Genomic DNA, 18,284 nt, shown 5'->3' with positions numbered 1-18,284 from the left:
TTAAAGATACTAAAACGCAGGTATTTATGGAAAATTTTGTAGGATAAAAAAAAAGTACCCAACAGAATAACTTTTTTGAACGCTCTTTTGTATAAAATGCTATTTTTGAATAGCAAATAAACAAAACATTTTCCTCTACTAAACCCTGCGCTATTGTTTAGTGTTCCTTTTTTAGCCTTTGGATATTGTTTTTACGAGAAACCGTAAGTTTATGAAAATATAGAAGTTTAACTTTATAACAAACCATTAAACAACAAACCAATGAGTTTCAAATTACTTGCCATACGACCCCTTGACGGATGTAATGAAAAATTTTTAAAGAATTTAGAAGAAAATAGGATTTACCAGTTTTATAATGATTATACATTTTATGATGAAAACGGAGTTATAAAAGAGTTTGGAAAAGACAATTATAAAGAGGTTAAAAAAATTGAATATAAAGAAACTGTCCCAGCAGATTTATATAATCAAGGACAACTAAAAATTAACGTTTCTGCTATTGTTGGAAAAAATGGGAGTGGGAAAAGTGCTTTAACGGAGTTGTTATTTGCAAGTATTTATAATTATTCGAAAAAGAATATTCCTGAATTTTCTAAGGTTGACAAATATCTAGATGTAGCTTGCGAAATCTTTTTTTGTGAACATCATTCTTTTGAAGAAGATGAGAAAATTATTAAAAAAGATTATTATTATGCTTTAAAAATAAATAAAGATAAGATTGAAGTTCATTTTTTTTCACAGAAAATGAATAACGTTAACGAATATTTGTTTTATAACATTGTTTCTAATTATTCTTTATATGGATTAAATTCAAAAATACTTGATTCTTGGATAGACCAATTATTTCATAAAAATGATGGTTATCAAACTCCTCTTGTGTTAAATCCAATGAGAACAGAAGGTATAATTGATATAAATAGAGAATATGAATTGGCTAAGGATAGATTGATTTCTAATGTATTAGAAAGTCAGTCGGTTAATAAAAATGCTACAGAAATATTAAAAAATAAACGAGTTAAGCGTATTATTTTAAAACCAAAACAAAAAGAAATTGAATTAACCGAAGAGGAGAGGAAGAATAAAACAAAATATTTAAAACAGTACTTGAAGTTAATTTTTGATTCTTTAAAGAATAGTCATGTTGAGGAAAATATTTCGGATGAAAAAATAAATGAAATCATCTTTTCAAAAGAGAAAATAGTCACTTATTGTACAGATTATATACTTTTTAAATTAAGAAAAATATCTACTATATATTCTAAATCAGAAACTATTTTTAAAGAAATAAATTATGAAGACAATTCTTCAGTGGATTCTTTTTTGAAGAATTTAGAATTGAGAGAACATGGTTCAGATATAACTTTTAAGCTTAGAAAAGTTATAAACTATTTGAAATATGATATTTATGAAAAAAAGGAAAAATTGACTTTTGAAGGAATTGAAATTAAAGAGTTAGCAACCAGAATAGATGATGTTAGAAGAAAAATGTTACTCGATTATAACACAGAAATGGGAAATAAAAATGTTGATCTTTTTACATATCCTTTTTGGTTAGTTAGTAATATAGCATTTGTTCCACCATCTATTTATGAAATTGATTTTGAATTTGATACAGGTGGTGAATTTTCATCGCTTAGCTCAGGAGAAACTCAAAAAATCTTCTCAATAAATACGATTTTGTACCATTTAATCAATCTAAATTCAAAACACAATAGTAATTTATATACTAATTCAGAAGGTAAAAGTGTTGATATTAAGTATGAATTCATAAACATTATTTTCGACGAAATTGAATTATATTTTCATCCAGAAATGCAAAAGGATTTTTTAAATGATTTATTATATAAAATTAATTCTACTTATTTATCAGGTTTGAAAGCGATAAATATTTTGTTCATCACCCATTCCCCTTTTATTTTATCTGATATTCCAAAACAGAATGTGTTGTTTTTATCAGATGGTAAACCTCAAGAATTTGAAAAGAAAAATACATTTGGAGCTAACATTGCTGATTTGTTGCAAGATAGCTTCTTTTTTAATAATGACAGTGAACATAAATTGTTGATGGGCGATTTTGCTAAAAGTGAAATTAATAAAACTATTAAATGGTTGAATGATATGAAAAATGAAATCGACGAGTCTAAAATTAATGTAATTGAAAAGGCAAAACATAAACGTATCATTGATTTAATAGATGAACCATTAATAAGAACTAAATTAACTGAAATGTATTACGAAGTTTTTGATAAAGAATATCTTCTTGATAAAGAAAAGGAGTATATAAAGAATCGTGCTATTGAATTAGGTTTATTATGATTAAGTTAGAACCAAAAGAAGATATAATTAAATTTCATTATAAAAAAGTTTCAGCACTCTTTGAAAAAATTATAACAAAAAAAAAGGGTAAAAATAAATTAATTGATGAAACAAGGTTGTTTTTAAAAAGGTATAAAAACATTTTAATTAGTGGTAGGCCATATTTGTTGATAAAAGTTGATAATAAATTTAAACTAACTGTGAATGGACAGGATGATAAAAAATTAAAAAAATTTTTTTCAACCATTTATAAAGAGTTTCAAAGTGAAAATTCACAAGAATTTTTAAAACAAATGGATAAAAATACTTGCGTATATTGTAATAGAAATTATACTATTCAAATTGTTGATAACAGGGCAAGTGCCCAGCTTGATCATTGGTTTCCTAAGGATAAGTTTCCTATTTTGGCGTTGTCATTTTTTAATTTAATACCAAGTTGTCCATCTTGTAATCATATAAAATCAAATAATGCTCCTGATGAAGGTTGGGAAAATGCTCTAAATAATTTAAATCATCCTTATCAAGAATCTAACAAATTCAGGTTTAGTTATGATTATAAGAGTTTAGATGATTTTAATTTGAAAATTGAAGTTGAGAAAGATTCTAAAACTGATAATACTTTAAAGTTTAATCGGATAGAAGAGATTTATTCTGCACATTCTAATTTAGAGTTAAGAGATTTGGTGCATTTACGCTCTAAATATTCAGACACTTTTTTGAATATGGTTAGTAATAATTTTGGAGGAATAATGTCAAAAGAAGAAGCATATCGGATAATTTTTGGAGTAGAAGAAAAAGCGGAAAATTTTCATAAAAGACCTTTTTCAAAATTTAAAACTGATATAATTGATGAACTTTTAAATGACAATAAAAGTAAGTTCGAGTCTTGATTCTTTTTAGACTCCTCGTTGCCTCGGAGTGACAAACTGTGTGGAGTTCCTTGTGTGAATTATATTTAAAAAAAAAATAGCATAACGGCTTCTTTGAGTTCATATTAGATCGTCGTAGCGGTACGACGGTCTACTCAGATTTTTTATCTGTGTATCAGTGGCAAATTTTTATACTTTTCATATCCCCCATATAGGAATTGCGAACTTTGCGGTTAAACAGCTAGTCAAAGTATTATGAGACTCCTCGTTGCCTCGGAGTGACAAACTGGATGGAGCAATTTTGAGTATATCTGTGTCTTCTTTGAGTATTTCCGTGTAATAGCAAATAAAAAAAAAGCCTGAAAATCTCAGGCTTTATATTATCGTATTTTCTTAATAAAATCCCCAATACCATCCACACCATTAGCGGTTAAATGTTTGATAAATGCACTACCTATAATAGCTCCCTGTTGGTGCGTAGTGGCATGTTGGAACGTTTTAGCATCAGAAATTCCAAAGCCAATTACCTGCGGGTTCTTGAGTTGCATTTGGGCGATTCGTTCAAAATACGCCATTTGTTCGTCGCCAAAGCCAGTTTGACTTCCTGTAACGCTTGCGGTACTGACCATATAGATAAAACTATTGGAAACAGCATCGATCTGGCGAATACGTTCGTCACTGGTTTGCGGAGTGATTAAAAAGATATTTTTTAAGTCGTATTTCTCAAAAATAACCTGATATTCTTGTTGGTATATCTCCAAAGGTAAATCGGGGATAATTAAACCGTCGATGCCTACTTGGGCGCATTGCTGACAAAATTTTTCTACTCCAAATTGTAGTATCGGATTCAAATACCCCATAATCAATAACGGAATTTGCACCGTTTGACGGATGTCTTTTAATTGCTCGAAAAGTAGGACAGAAGTCATTCCGTTTTCTAATGCAATCGTCGAACTTTCTTGTATAGTAGGTCCATCGGCTAAGGGATCACTAAATGGTAATCCAATTTCAATCATATCGACTCCGTTTTTTTCTAGTTCTTGGATAATGTGTACGGTGTCGTTTAAAGCAGGATACCCAGCGGTGAAGTACAGGGATAAAAGTCCCCTAGAAGCCTCCCCAACCCCTCCAAAGGAGGGGCTAGCTGTTGCGTTGAATTTTGACGTGAAAAGTTTATTTATTCTATTCATAATTTTCTGTTTCAAGTTTCAAGTTTAAGGTTAGGTAACGTGGAACTTGAAACCTTAAACTTTAAAGTGTTTTTATTAATACTTTTTATGTGTTCCTACATTCCCCTTCGGGGGTTAGGGGGCTTCTTGGACTTCTATTGCGTCCAGTTAAGCCCCTCCTTTGGAGGGGTTGGGGAGGCTCTTTATATAGGTTTCCAAATCTTTATCACCTCTTCCTGAAAGGTTAATGACTACGATATCCTCTTTCTTGAATTTTTTTAAGTCAAAAATGGCTAAAGCGTGCGAACTTTCAATTGCGGGAATGATGCCTTCTTTTTTACAAAGGTTAAGGCCTGCTTGCATCGCTTCGTCATCGGTAGCCGACATAAAAGTGGCGCGTCCGCTTTTGAATAAGTGGGCGTGTAACGGACCTACACCTGGGTAATCTAATCCCGCCGAGATGGAATAGGGCTCTGTAATTTGGCCGTCTTCGGTTTGCATTAATAGGGTTTTGCTTCCGTGGATAATGCCTTCTTTTCCTAATATGGAGGTAGCGGCACTTTCCCCTGAATAAATTCCTTTTCCTGCGGCTTCAACAGCAATTAAATTGACATTTTCATCGTCTAGGAAATGATAAAAAGCGCCAGCGGCATTACTTCCTCCACCTACACAAGCAATGACATAATCAGGGGTTTCTCGACCTTCTTTTTCGAGTAATTGTTTTCTAATTTCTTCCGAAATAATACTCTGAAAACGGGCTACCATATCAGGGTAGGGATGAGGTCCTACTACAGATCCGATGATGTAAAAGGTATCAAGCGGATTGTTAATCCAATCACGAATAGCCTCATTAGTCGCATCTTTTAAGGTCTTTGAACCTGAGGTGGCAGGACGGACTTCCGCTCCAAGCATTTTCATACGAGCAACATTGGGTGCCTGACGTTTGATGTCTATTTCGCCCATATACACAATACATTGTAAACCCATTAAGGCACAAACCGTTGCAGTTGCTACTCCGTGTTGACCAGCACCCGTTTCGGCGATGATGCGGTGTTTGCCTAATCGTTTAGCTAATAAAATTTGGCCAATGGTATTATTGACTTTATGTGCTCCTGTATGGCATAAGTCTTCTCGCTTTAAATAGATATTGGTACCATATTGCTCCGATAAATTTTTAGCAAAATACAGAGGGGTAGGGCGACCCACATAGTCTTTTAATAATTGTAGATATTCTTGCTGGAAACTCTCCGTTTCAATAATATCAAGGTACTGTTGGCGTAACTGCTCCACATTAGGATACAGCATTTCTGGGATAAAAGCCCCTCCAAAATCACCATAAAATCCTTTTTCGTTTACTGTATATTTCATTTTTTTATTTTTAGTTGTTTCAAGTTTTTTGGTTACACAGAGTTAGGCACAAAGTTTCACAAAGTTTGATGCTTATTAATTATTACTCTTTACTCTTTACTCTTCACTCTTTACTCTTCACTCTTTACTCTTCACTCTTTACTCTTCACTCTTTACTCTTCACTCTTCACTCTTCACTCTTTACTCTTTACTCTTTACTCTTTACTCTTTACTCTTCACTCTTTACTCTTCACTCTTCACTTCTTTACTCTTCACTTCTTTACTCTTTACTTCTTTACTCTTCACTTCTTTACTCTTCACTTCTTTACTCTTCACTCTTCACTCTTCACTCTTTACTCTTTACTCAAAATTCGTTAATCTTAAATCATCAATCAGTAACCTACATTTCTCCACATTTTTCAGCCCTGCGTCAATTTCAAATTTACTATTAACGTCTATGGCGTAACATTTTTGACCGATATTGGTTTTTAAAAATGCTTGAACCGAATCTATTTCCTCTAATCCAATACCTCCACTTAAAATAAAAGGCTTTTCCGATGGATAGTTTTCCAATACTTTCCAGTTGAAGGTATAGCCGTTACCACCGTGGTGTTTCCCTTTGGTATCAAATAAAAAATAATCACAAACACCTTCATATGGTAGAATTTGCTGAAAATCGAAAGTATCATCCACCGAAAATACTTTAAAAACTTCTACGCCTAATTTTTGGACAGCCGCACACATTTTTACCGATTCGCTTCCGTGTAATTGGATAGCATCTAGTTGGTAATCTGCAACCTTTTTTGTGATGGTTTCCAAATCAGCATTGACAAACACGCCCACTTTTTTGATGGTATTGGGAATCTCAGGGATATTTCCTGTGCAATGCCTTGGAGACATTTCATAAAAAATAAAACCTAAATAATCGGGTTTTAGTTTCGAAATCGCCTGTATGTTTACAGGGTATTTCATACCGCATATTTTGATTTTTATTGACATATATTTTTTTGTGGCACAAAGTTTCTCAAAGTTTCTCAAAGTTTTACACTAAGTTTCACGAAGTTTATAAAACTTGTGTGACTTTGTGCTTAACTTCGTGTGACATTGTGTAACTGAAACATTAGTGTTTACATTGATTTATAAATTCTTTTAACGCCACTTCTGGATTATCAGTTTTTATGAAATTTTCACCTATTAAAAAACCTTGATAACCATATTGTTGGAGTTCAATCACAGAACTAGGTTCGCTAATTCCACTTTCGGAAACTTTGACAAATTCATTTGGGATTTTAGGAGCGAGTTCTTTACTGTAATTCAGACTTACTTCAAAGGTTTTTAGATTACGATTGTTTACGCCAATCATATCCAAACTAGGCATAATCGATTTTTCCAATTCTTCTTGGTTGTGGACCTCCAATAAAACTTCTAAAGCCAATGATTGCGCAAATTCCGATAATTGTTTGATTTCTTCTCGGGTTAAAACCGCAGCAATCAATAAAATGGTATCGGCACCATAAGCTTTCGCTTCAAGAATTTGGTATTCATCCACGATAAATTCTTTTCGTAATAAAGGCACCGAAGTCGATGCTTTAGCTAATAGTAAATCATCTAAAGAGCCTCCAAAGTATTTTCCATCAGTCAGCACAGAAATCCCCGAAGCACCACCATTTTGATACCCCGTAACCACGGTGTTCACACTATGATTTTGATTGATAACCGCTTTAGATGGCGACCTACGTTTGTGTTCGGCGATAATACCCACAAAGTTATTTCGTAAATTTTTACTCATCGAAGTCGTTTTACCTCCAAATAACACCGATTGCTCCAATTGGCTCACCGGAATAATCGATTTTTTAAGACCAACTTCTATTTTTTTATCTGCTATTATTTTATCTAGAATATTCATTGTTTTTAGTGATAAGTGATAAGTGATAAGTGAATAGTATTTTGTGATTAGTTCATTTTTAGTAACTCTCTGACTAATCACTTTTTACTTTTCACTAATTACTTAATTTTTGTAATTTCTCCAACTTCTCCAAAGCCCTTCCACTCATTAAGCTCTCTTTTGCTAGTTCAAATCCGTCGAGTACCGAGCAATTTTGAGCGGTAGCAATAGCCAATCCAGCATTAGCACAGACCACATTGTTTTGAGCCGTAGTACCGTTACCTTGAAGAATGTTCATAAAAATATTAGCCGATTCTTGTACAGTAGTTCCGCCAGCAATATCGATAGCGTTTAATTTGGTTACGCTAAAATCTTCAGGTTTTAAGATTCTTTCGGTATTACGAGAAATAACTTTGGTCGCATTGGTTAACGATACTTCATCATAACCATCTAAATCGTGTAAAATGGTAAAATTAGTTTCGGTATTTTGGTACAAATAAGCATACATACGAGCCAATTCTAAATTGAAAACACCCACCATTTGATGTTTAGGAAAACTTGGATTTACCATTGGACCTAACATATTAAAGAAGGTTTTTACACCCAATTCCTTTCGGATAGGTGCTACTTCTTTCATAGCAGGGTGGAAAAGCGGTGCGTGAAGAATACAAATATTTGCTTCTTCCAAGCATTTTTCTAAAAAGCCTTTGTCATTACTGAATGTAACCCCAAGGTTTTCCATTACATTACTCGATCCAGAAATAGAAGAAAGTCCGTAATTACCGTGTTTAGTCACTTTGGTACCTGTACCTGCCGTGATAAAAGACGCTAAAGTCGAAATATTAAATGTATCTTTTCCATCGCCGCCCGTTCCACAAAGGTCGATGGTGTCATAAGCCGAAAAATCGGTTGCGATGCATAAATCTAATAACGCTTGACGGAAACCTGCTAATTCAGCAATGGTAATAGGGCGCATCATAAAAACCGTTAAGAACGATGCAATCTGACTCGGATTGTATTGTCCGTGTGAGATGTTGACTAATATTTGGTACGCCTCGTCTTGCGAAAGCGTTTCGTGTTGGAATAATTTATTAAGTGTTGATTTCATTAGGTGTGAATTTTTGTTTATGAATTTTTCATCAAGTTTGTCACTCCGACGTAGGAGGAGTCTCATAATCTATTAACTTTATGTGATTTCTCCCTCTGGTCGAAATGACAAAATCGCTCAGATAAACTACCCACGCCAACTCACCCAATTCTCTAAAATCTTTTTACCCAAAGGAGTTAGTACACTTTCAGGATGGTATTGCACCCCACGAACATCGTAAGACTTATGTTTTAAGGACATAATTTGTCCGTTTGCATCCACCGAAGTTACTTCCAAAACCGCTGGGAAGTTTTCATTAGCCACCACCCACGAATGGTAACGTCCCACTTCAAACTCCGATGGTAAATTTCTAAAAAGCCTTTCATCCGGATTCGTTAATTTGACCTTTGTGGCTACCCCGTGATACACCTTTTCTAGGTTGGTTAACTGTCCGCCAAAAACTTCTCCTATGGCTTGTTGCCCAAGGCAAACTCCCAAAATACTTTTGGTAGGCGCATATTTTTCGATTACTTGTTTTAATAAGCCCGCCTCATCAGGAATCCCAGGACCAGGTGAAAGCAGGATTTTATCAAACTTTTCTAGCTCGGCTAATTCAAATTCATCGTTGCGATACACCGTAACCGCACAATCTAAATCTTCTAGGTAATGTACTAGGTTGTAGGTAAAACTATCGTAATTGTCTATGACTGCTATTAGCCCCCTAGCCCCCGAAGGGGGAACTGCTGTATGTGTTGTATTCATCTTTATATTTTTTTTAGTTGCTCTTAAGCCCTCCTTTGGAGGGTTTGGGAGGCTTTAAATTGTTTCTGCTAACTCTAAGGCTTTATTCAACGCTCCTAATTTGTTAAACACTTCGTTGTTTTCATTTTCTTCCACCGAATCGTTTACAATACCCGCACCAGCTTGATAATGCAATTCGTGATTTTTGCTAATAAAAGTACGAATCATTATGGCGTGGTTAAAATTTCCTTCAAAATCCATTACCCCAATGGCACCCCCGTAAAACGAACGGTTGGTGTTTTCAATTTCTTCGATTAAATGTAAGGCTTTGTGTTTAGGCGCTCCTGAAAGCGTTCCCGCTGGAAAGGTATCAGCAACTACCTGCATCGTCGTTGCCGACTCGTGTAATTCGCTAGTTACTTTAGAAACCAAATGAATGACGTGCGAAAAGAATTGGACTTCTCTGTATTTTTCTACTTGAACATTATGACCATTCCGACTCAAATCGTTGCGCGCTAAATCGACCAACATCACGTGTTCGCTATTTTCTTTAGGGTCTTCTGATAATTGTTTTGCCAAAAGCGCATCCTTTTCATCATTACCCGTACGTTTGAAAGTTCCTGCGATAGGATGGATTTCAGCTTTGCGGTTTTGAATAATGATTTGAGCTTCAGGAGACGAACCCATAATTTTGAAATTACCATAATCAAAATAAAATAGGTAAGGAGAAGGGTTGATGCTTCGTAAAGCACGATACACATTAAATTCGTCTCCTTTGAATTTTTGTGAAAAACGACGCGACAACACCAACTGGAACACATCGCCACGGGCACAATGTTTCTTACCTAAGCTGACATTTTGTTTAAAAGCTTCATCGGTCAGGTTAGAAGTACTTTGCCCTTCACGCTCAAAAGTATAAGAAGCAAAGGTTTTCGATTGTATGTATTGCTCGATTTCGGCTAAATTATCCTGTCCGTTTGTAGTATGGCAAAACAAATAGGCTTCGTTTTTAAAGTGATTGATAGCAATGATATTTTGATAAACGCTATAATGCATATCGGGAATGGCTAAATCCCCTTGTTTTTTTTGGATATCCACTTTTTCGAAATAGCGCACGGCATCAAACGTAGTGAATCCAAAAAGTCCGTTGGTTATAAATTTGAAATTGGATTTTTCTACTTCAAAACTTGTAGTGAAGCTTTCTATGGCATCCAAGACTTCTTTTTTATGGCTGATACTTTTGGTAGTAGAAGAACCATCAGGAAAGGAAGTGGTTATAGTCTCGTTCTGAATCGTAATCGAAGCAATGGGATTGCAACAGATGTACGAAAAACTCTTGTCATTAGTATGATAATCGTTACTTTCTAGCAAAATGCTGTGTGGGAATTTGTCCCTTAGTTTTAAGTAAATGCTTACCGGAGTGATGGTGTCGGCAAGGATTTGCTTATACGTGGTATGTAATTGTATTTTGTTCATATTTTGTTTTTTCTAATTTTTGACAATAAAAAAAGGCTTGTCGTGATTGACAAGCCTTTTGGAGTATATTATGGTTTTAAACTACTACATAGCTGGTACTGCTCACGACGACTGACGTAAGTTGTTCCACCACCAAGTATTGTTTAAACTATTTTGCATTTTTATTCTAATTATTTGTATAATGCAAATGTATAGAATTATTTTTTTAAAATCCAAAACAAATTTTAAAAAAGCGTGTTGAATTTTTTTGTTTCCTTGTAGGACACCTTCGATATATGATTTTATATGACAAAGGAATCTGTTTTTAAATAAACCTGTGGCTACGGATTTTTAAGAGAAGTATATGTCGTAACAGGTGAGAAATGGAGGAGGAAGATTAGGAAGGGGTTTGAGGAGTAGTTAAATTTATTTAGAAGACCTAACAGGTTTTTGAAACCTGTTAGGTTTAACTAAATTTTAAAATTGATTTTTGGTTATGAGAGTATTTGAGTTTTGATAAGTTTAATATAGTTATTACCAATATCGATAATTTCAATTTTGTAAATAAGTTCTCTAATTATAAGTTCGTTTTTAACTAATTTGTCAACCTGATATATTTTATTATTGAAACTATTTTTTAATATTTCTAAAAATTCTTTACTTGATTTACCATTATTGTTATCCTTGAAATTATATATATAGATATTTGTATCAATAATCTCTAATTTATTGAATCTCGAATTATTAAAGAATAAAGGAGCAAGAATTACTTTTGAGATAGCATCTTTGTTTATTTGTATATTGCCTCCAGATTTTCTATCATCTTCAATTAATTTTTCATCATCATTGATTATTTCAGTAGGGAAAGAAATTGAATTAAATTTTCTATCACGGAGTAAAAAACGCCATTCGTTTTCATATCCCCAAAATTTGTCTTTTTGAGCAAAACAATATAAGATAGCTAAAATTGCTTCGAAATTTATTTTGTTTTCTTTTTTTTCGTAACCAATATATTCATAGAAATCTTTTTGTTTTAAATTGTCATAACTTATGGGAAAGAATAAACAATCATTTTCTTCTCTATTTTGATTTATACTCTTTTTTAAATTATCAGTTTCAAATTCTAAACAATACCCACTTTCATTTGTATAATGAATCCATAAAAGTTCGTTTTTGTATGTATCTGAAAGGGATAAAACACCTCTGCATTCAAGAACCTTATTAGTTAATTTCTTAACTAAATTTTTAACACTTTCTATTGTATTCTCTCTATCTTCACCTGTTATCTTTTGATGATGGATGATAAAATTTTCCATATTCCATAATGAAAAATTTCCATCCATAACATCATTAAGTAAATGTGCGTGCGAGAAATATATAGTGCTGTTTTTGAGACCTTTTAAAGTGTAATCAGATAGAGAATAATATTTATAAAGTTTTTCTGGGAAGGCTACATTTTTACAAATATCTATTGTAACATTAGTTGTTTTTTCTTCGAATGTAAATTTTGCTTTGACTAAATTTAAAGGCGAAGGTAGTTTTTTATTTTCCATTTGATTTGTTTTTTTTAAAGTGTTATTAGTCTGTTGAAGGAATTTAGTGAATGGATTTTGTCCAATGAAGTCTGTGCTGTTCAGGATTATAAATTATATTAGGCTCTTAAATTCAACGAAAATAGAGCGGGGATTGATAATTTTATTTCCAAAATTTCCACCATTTTTTTCATCGATTTTAGATGCACTTTCAGTATCGTCTTTGAGATTAATGGTTACACTTCCAACAGTGTCAATATCCCAAATTGTTGCAGTCTTAATATCTATTGAATTTATATTTAAAAAGGTTTCTATTTTTTTCTTTAGATACTCGTCGCTTGTAATTTCTTCTTTATTTGTTCTAGGCAATGAAATAATTGATTTGTCATCATTTTCAATTCTCATCATTCTATCAGCAAGTAATTTTAAAATATTTTCTGGGTAGCTAGAAGTTGCATTTTTGGGAATATTATAATCCTCATCAAAGTGAAAATAATCAGTAATTAGAATTGAAAAAAACTGATTATCACGCTTATCAAAATAAAATAATTCAGATATTCTTTCGCTTGGTTGTTGGAAACCAATTTTTAGCCAATTATAGATTCTTTCTTCTAATGTTTGTTTTATTTCCATTTTTTTGTTGAAAATTTTGAAAGATATCTCGCCTGCTTAGCAAAATATTTGAGTTAGCGAATCTTTTAATTCTTTTAGAAATAGATAGTTGGTACTTGTTAAAATCAAATTTAATTTAGACTTATAGCGCATATTGACAAAAATATAGTTAGAGTTGGTATAGTTAATATTTATCTTGAAGCCAAATTTTAATATCATTGTAATCTTTTAATTCAAGTTGATTCTCAATTAATTTAGCCTCTTCTTGAGCATCCTTTGTGAAGAAGCTGGTTGTGACAATGATACTTTTGGATGGTTTTCTTAAATAATGTACACCTGCAACATTTCTAATTATTCCAACATCAATTTTATTATCTGGAGCAAATCTTTTGCACTCAATGTAAGCAAGTAGATTATAAACTGGATTTTTTATACTTGCAATAATATCCCTTCCACCATCCCTAGTGACTTTTGTTAATTCTACATCGAAACCATAATCATTAAAAATACTAGCTATTAATTCTTCAAATTTCCGTGGGTTAATTTCGTATAATTTTTCAGGAAATTTTTTGAAATATTTTTTCACAGTATCATCAATTTCAGTAATTATTATTGGGGATTTAGGGATGAATAGGTTTGATTCATAAATCATTTTTTCTATTTTACCTGTCATCGCGATGCTATCCATTTTAGAGTAAAGATTTTTAATTGCATCATTAGCTTCTTCAATTGAAATCTCAACATCAATAGCTCTATATACTTCATCTTCATCTTTTCCTAGAATGACATAACTATAATCCTTATCAAAATTATCTAGTAAAATTGTTGCAATAATATTTGCATCGTCATCTGAGTACCATAATTTTTCTTTAGCTATAAAGGTTGGAAAACTTTCAAGATTATAATGTTGGAATTCTTCTTCTGAAATTTGTCTTATTGCCATAGTTTTTTAGTATTTGTTCTAAAATACCAAATATACATATATAATAGTTTGCCTAAAAAAAGTTTCATAATTCTAAACCTCTAGCTCATTTTTTAATAAACAATTGTCACAAAAACTAAAATTTGATTCAGTCTTTATGTTGTTGAAGCAATAAAGCCTATTTTAGCCAAACTAAAAACATATTAGTTTTTTAATCACTCAAAAAAATTCTCAAAACTCCTCTTCATCTGTACCATCAACCGAATGCGAAGTGCCACCGCACATACGATTTACCAAGACGATAATCGTTTAGCAATAAGGGAGAATAAAAAAGGTATCTATATGTAGGAGCATAGTTGAATGGTAATGCTTTTTTGAGTGGGTATTTTTGAAAATTAAAGTCTTTTCAATTTTTAAATTTTCAATGGGGTAAGCTGAATATCCCAGCAATTGACCGTTAATAAATACGAAATGCAACCTTATCTTAAAGTTGCATTTCGTGTATAGACTAATTTGTAGTATTACTATTGAGTTTAATTTTGAGTACTTGTCGTTAGATCAACTGATTTAGCTCTACCCACAATCAAATTGTTATATTGATCAATCAAGGCATTGAGCTGATTAATAGAGGTTGCGTAAGGTGAAATGGCAGGTGCCTCAATTAGCGTGTGAAATGCTGTAATACGATCTCTTAAGGCATAGTACACGGTGTTGGCTTCGTTGCGTTTGCTGATTAAATTTTCTGGTGTAGCATTGCCATATTCTTGAGTTCTATCAAGATACACGGTGTTAAACGCATTGTTTTGTTTTTTCATTTCGTCTTTCCATGCTGTCAAATTAAGGGTAGTAAGAGCAGCTATAAGTTCTGGTTTTGTTTCCCAATCGTTGATGATGTTAGTCAGGGTAGCTGTTTCGGCTTGGTAGTTTAATCGAGAGATCCCCGAACCGTAAAATCGAAGGTTAGTGGCTAATTTTTGTGCGGCTACTCGAAGGGTTTCCTCAAAATGGTATTCATAGCCTTGAACCACATAGAATAAACCATTTATACAATCGTCTCTTCTTTTGTCAATGTTTAATAGGGTAGTGGTGTTTTCGTTCGCCAGCATTTTTTTGAACAGCGTATCCATTTCGCCAACTTTAGTTTGTAAATCCGCTAATTTAGCGGTTACATTTAGGGCGTTAGGATCGTTACGTTCTACGATGGTAACAAAATCTTTCATGAACTGAAGGTACTCGGCATTGCGTAGTTTAACCAAGTCGATAGCATTAATCATAAGTTTGTTTGTTTAAAATTTTAACTGCAATATAATTATTTTTTCCGAAAAGAGGTTGCGAGGGTGTTTGGGGGTTTCGGGTGTTCCCGAAAAGTGGTTGCGAGGGTGCAGGAAGTTTTCGGGAAGCCCCGAAAGCTTGTTGCAGGGGTGTTTGAACTTTCGGGAAATTTTGTTTAAAAATGTTAACAAGTGGGTGGCTAGTTTATTAGTTGTTTGTTTTTGTAAATTTTGCTTGAGTTCTGGATAGTGTCTAATAGACATGCAGTTTGTCACTCCTATGTAAGGAGGCGTTTTATAATCAGCGTTATGTGATTTTTCCCTTTGGTTGAAATGAAAAAGATTGTGAACTTTTGAGACTGTCTCAAGGTTAAAAAAAGTATTATGAGGAAATTTTAAAGTTTAAATGTATAACTACTTTGTTTTTAGCTATTGTGTCTCTCAGAGGTTGGGTGTTAAACTATATCATTGTTTGTTTAGTACAGTCTCTCTAAAAGGGTTTTAAAGCCATTTAAATCGTGGTTTGTAAGTGGTATTTGATCGGTTCTAATACGTGATGTTTTAGATTGTAGTATTTGATCAATCAGTTTAAATTCAGGATCAAGAGAAAGAGGGTAAAAGGCTAATTTTTTTCTAAAAGAGTTGAATTTTTTATTGAGAGTGTATTTTTTTCGTTTGGATTAGTTTTGTTGTGTTAAGGATTAATTTCGTAGAAAGAGTTATCAAATTTTATGTTTTTTTGAATTTGTTAAATTAAGTATGGGATTTGATTGCTAAAGTGGTCTTCTTTAATTAATATATAATGATTTTGTTTAAGGTTAATTAATTCGTTTTTCCATTCTTTTTCTTAAAATCTTTTCTTGGTAACTTAAAAAGGAATTGAGAAGGTTAGGAGGATATAATTGATGAATGACTAATTCTAAAATGGGAGAATAATGTATAGTTTTTTACGTTATTTTAACATAAAAACGGAATCTTATTATTTATAAACAATGATTATCTTTGTGGCGAAATAAATTAAGAATGGATACAATAAATACTTCAAATATACTTCCTACAGGAAAACCCAAATGGCTTAAGGTAAAACTTCCTATTGGTCAAAAATATACGGAATTGAGAGGATTGGTAGATAAGTATAAATTAAATACTATTTGTACTTCGGGAAGTTGCCCTAATATGGGAGAGTGTTGGGGTGAGGGTACAGCCACTTTTATGATTTTAGGAAATGTTTGTACACGGTCTTGTGGTTTTTGTGGGGTTAAAACGGGACGTCCGGAAGATATTGAATGGGATGAGCCGGAAAAAGTGGCGCGTTCTATTAAAATTATGAAGATCAAACATGCGGTTATTACAAGTGTTGATCGGGATGATATTAAAGATATGGGGTCTATTATTTGGGCGGAAACAATAAAAGCAATTCGCAGAATGAATCCACAGACGACTCTAGAAACTTTAATACCCGATTTTCAAGGTGTTGAACGTAATATAGATAGGATTGTAGAGGCTAACCCCGAGGTGGTTTCGCATAATATGGAAACGGTTCGTCGTTTAACAAGAGAAGTGCGTATACAGGCTAAATATGATAGAAGTTTAGCTGTTTTAAAATATTTAAAAGAGCAAGGTATTCGTAGAACTAAATCTGGAATAATGTTAGGTCTAGGAGAAACAGAGGAAGAAGTTTATGAAACGATTCGAGATATTCGTAATCAGAATGTAGATATTATTACGATTGGACAATATTTACAACCTAGTAAAAAGCATTTGCCTGTAAAACGTTATATTACACCAGAAGAATTTGCTAATTATGAAAAGTATGCAAAAGAATTAGGGTTTCGTCATGTAGAAAGTGGGGCATTGGTACGTTCTAGTTATCACGCAGAAAAACATATCTTATAAAGATTTTAGAATATAAATTTAATTAATAGAAGGTTGTCTTGAGAAAAATAATTTTATCATTTTAAAATAGGATAAAAGTTCTATTTAACTTGTTTTTATCTTAAAAGGATAGGGTTTATAATGAAATTGTGTTTTTTAGGTAAACTTATTAACTTTAATTTTTGAATTTGAAACTTGAAACAAAAATAAGGATTGCGATTAATGGTTTTGGTCGTATTGGTAGAAATCTATTCAGATTATTGCTTAATCATCCTCAGATAGATGTTGTGGCTATTAATGATATTGCAGATAATAGAACTATGGCCCATTTGTTAAAATATGATAGTATACATGGTGTTCTGCCTTTTGATGTGTCTTATAATGAAAAATCTATCATTGTAGAAGGAAGAGAGTATATCTTTTTTCATGAAAAAGAAATAAAAAATTTAGTTTGGAAAGATTTAAATATAGATTTTGTTGTTGAAAGTACAGGAAAATTTAAAACATACGAGTCTATATATGCACATATTAAGGCAGGAGCTCAAAAAGTAATATTATCTGCGCCAGCTGAAGTAGATACAATTAAGACGGTTGTTTTAGGGGTAAATGAGGATATTTTAGATGGAAGTGAAGTTATTATATCCAATGCAAGTTGTACGACTAATAACGCCGCTCCTATGATAAAAGTAATACAGGAATTGTGCGGTATTGAACAAGCCTATATTACTACTGTACATTCGTTTACTACGGATCAAAGTTTGCACGATCAACCCCATAAAGATTTGCGCAGAGCGAGAGGAGCTTCTCAATCTATAGTTCCTACTACTACTGGAGCAGCAAAGGCTTTAACTAAAATATTTCCAGATTTAGAAGGAAAAATAGGAGGGTGTGGTATTAGAGTTCCAGTTCCAGATGGATCTCTTACGGATATTACTTTTAATGTTAAAAGAGAAGTTAGTATAGAGGAAATTAATACTGCTTTTCTTCATGCTTCAAAAAATGAATTAAAAAATATTTTGGCTTATACAGAGGATCCTATTGTTTCGGTTGATATTTTAGGAAATTCCCATTCATGTTTGTTTGATGCACAATTAACATCTGTTATAGATAAAATGGTAAAAGTTGTAGGTTGGTATGATAATGAAATAGGATATTCTTCAAGAATTATTAATTTAATTGAATATATTTTTAAAAAATAATTAT

Annotated in this window: 15 protein-coding genes; 4 read left to right on the top strand and 11 right to left on the bottom strand. The window is 32.6% G+C overall.

All coding sequences use genetic code 11. The annotated features are described in order from the left end of the window. The first annotated feature begins 261 nt into the window (after positions 1–261). Both ACUXZJ_RS12430 and ACUXZJ_RS12425 read left to right on the top strand, forming a co-directional pair. A complete protein-coding gene (locus tag ACUXZJ_RS12430; protein WP_063743882.1) occupies positions 262–2,316 on the top strand; it encodes an AAA family ATPase in 2,055 nt (684 codons plus the stop codon). After that, positions 2,313–3,206 carry an HNH endonuclease gene (locus tag ACUXZJ_RS12425; RefSeq protein WP_063743883.1) on the top strand — a complete coding sequence of 298 codons (894 nt, stop codon included), beginning with the start codon at positions 2,313–2,315 and terminating at the stop codon, positions 3,204–3,206. The genes ACUXZJ_RS12430 and ACUXZJ_RS12425 overlap by 4 nt, the downstream gene beginning before the upstream one ends. A gap of 359 nt (positions 3,207–3,565) precedes the next feature. Here the strand turns inward: ACUXZJ_RS12425 and trpA are convergent, their stop codons facing one another. The 11 genes from trpA to ACUXZJ_RS12370 all read right to left on the bottom strand — a co-directional run bounded on the left by trpA (position 3,566) and on the right by ACUXZJ_RS12370 (position 15,209). Next, positions 3,566–4,375, bottom strand: coding sequence for a tryptophan synthase subunit alpha (gene trpA / locus ACUXZJ_RS12420; RefSeq protein ID WP_235604482.1), 810 nt, complete (start codon positions 4,373–4,375; stop codon positions 3,566–3,568). A gap of 147 nt (positions 4,376–4,522) precedes the next feature. Further along, positions 4,523–5,722: a tryptophan synthase subunit beta gene (gene trpB, locus ACUXZJ_RS12415; protein WP_063743884.1), complete on the bottom strand. Its 1,200-nt coding sequence runs from the start codon at positions 5,720–5,722 to the stop codon at positions 4,523–4,525. 339 nt (positions 5,723–6,061) lie between these two features. Then, entirely contained in the window at positions 6,062–6,673 is a 612-nt protein-coding gene (locus ACUXZJ_RS12410) for a phosphoribosylanthranilate isomerase (RefSeq protein ID WP_081248792.1), read from the bottom strand. Between the two features lie 148 nt (positions 6,674–6,821). Further along, positions 6,822–7,607, bottom strand: coding sequence for an indole-3-glycerol phosphate synthase TrpC (gene trpC, locus ACUXZJ_RS12405; RefSeq protein ID WP_063743885.1), 786 nt, complete (start codon positions 7,605–7,607; stop codon positions 6,822–6,824). Between the two features lie 94 nt (positions 7,608–7,701). Further along, positions 7,702–8,694, bottom strand: coding sequence for an anthranilate phosphoribosyltransferase (gene trpD / locus ACUXZJ_RS12400; protein ID WP_063743886.1), 993 nt, complete (start codon positions 8,692–8,694; stop codon positions 7,702–7,704). A 126-nt stretch (positions 8,695–8,820) separates the two neighbouring features. Further along, positions 8,821–9,435: an anthranilate synthase component II gene (locus tag ACUXZJ_RS12395; protein ID WP_446195145.1), complete on the bottom strand. Its 615-nt coding sequence runs from the start codon at positions 9,433–9,435 to the stop codon at positions 8,821–8,823. A 54-nt stretch (positions 9,436–9,489) separates the two neighbouring features. Then, positions 9,490–10,890, bottom strand: a complete 1,401-nt coding sequence (locus tag ACUXZJ_RS12390; protein ID WP_063743888.1) for an anthranilate synthase component I family protein — start codon at positions 10,888–10,890, stop codon at positions 9,490–9,492. A gap of 473 nt (positions 10,891–11,363) precedes the next feature. Continuing rightward, the gene (locus ACUXZJ_RS12385) at positions 11,364–12,422 is read right to left on the bottom strand and encodes a DUF2971 domain-containing protein (protein WP_063743889.1); all 1,059 of its coding nucleotides are present in this window, start codon (positions 12,420–12,422) and stop codon (positions 11,364–11,366) included. Positions 12,423–12,515: 93 nt separating this feature from the next. Then, positions 12,516–13,034 carry a hypothetical protein gene (locus tag ACUXZJ_RS12380; protein ID WP_063743890.1) on the bottom strand — a complete coding sequence of 173 codons (519 nt, stop codon included), beginning with the start codon at positions 13,032–13,034 and terminating at the stop codon, positions 12,516–12,518. Between the two features lie 163 nt (positions 13,035–13,197). Next, a complete protein-coding gene (locus ACUXZJ_RS12375; protein WP_063743891.1) occupies positions 13,198–13,956 on the bottom strand; it encodes a restriction endonuclease in 759 nt (252 codons plus the stop codon). Between the two features lie 512 nt (positions 13,957–14,468). Then, positions 14,469–15,209: a DUF6261 family protein gene (locus ACUXZJ_RS12370; protein ID WP_063743892.1), complete on the bottom strand. Its 741-nt coding sequence runs from the start codon at positions 15,207–15,209 to the stop codon at positions 14,469–14,471. Between the two features lie 1,020 nt (positions 15,210–16,229). Here ACUXZJ_RS12370 and lipA point away from each other — a divergent pair. Further along, complete coding sequence (gene lipA, locus ACUXZJ_RS12365; protein WP_060382251.1) at positions 16,230–17,102, top strand: lipoyl synthase; 873 nt, start codon at positions 16,230–16,232, stop codon at positions 17,100–17,102. 167 nt (positions 17,103–17,269) lie between these two features. Further along, positions 17,270–18,280: a type I glyceraldehyde-3-phosphate dehydrogenase gene (gap, locus tag ACUXZJ_RS12360; RefSeq protein ID WP_060383835.1), complete on the top strand. Its 1,011-nt coding sequence runs from the start codon at positions 17,270–17,272 to the stop codon at positions 18,278–18,280. Positions 18,281–18,284: the final 4 nt, after the last annotated feature.

The sequence above is a fragment of the Flavobacterium sp. TN-1 genome (genome assembly GCF_052828645.1).
This window is presented reverse-complemented; position numbering and strand designations above follow the sequence as displayed.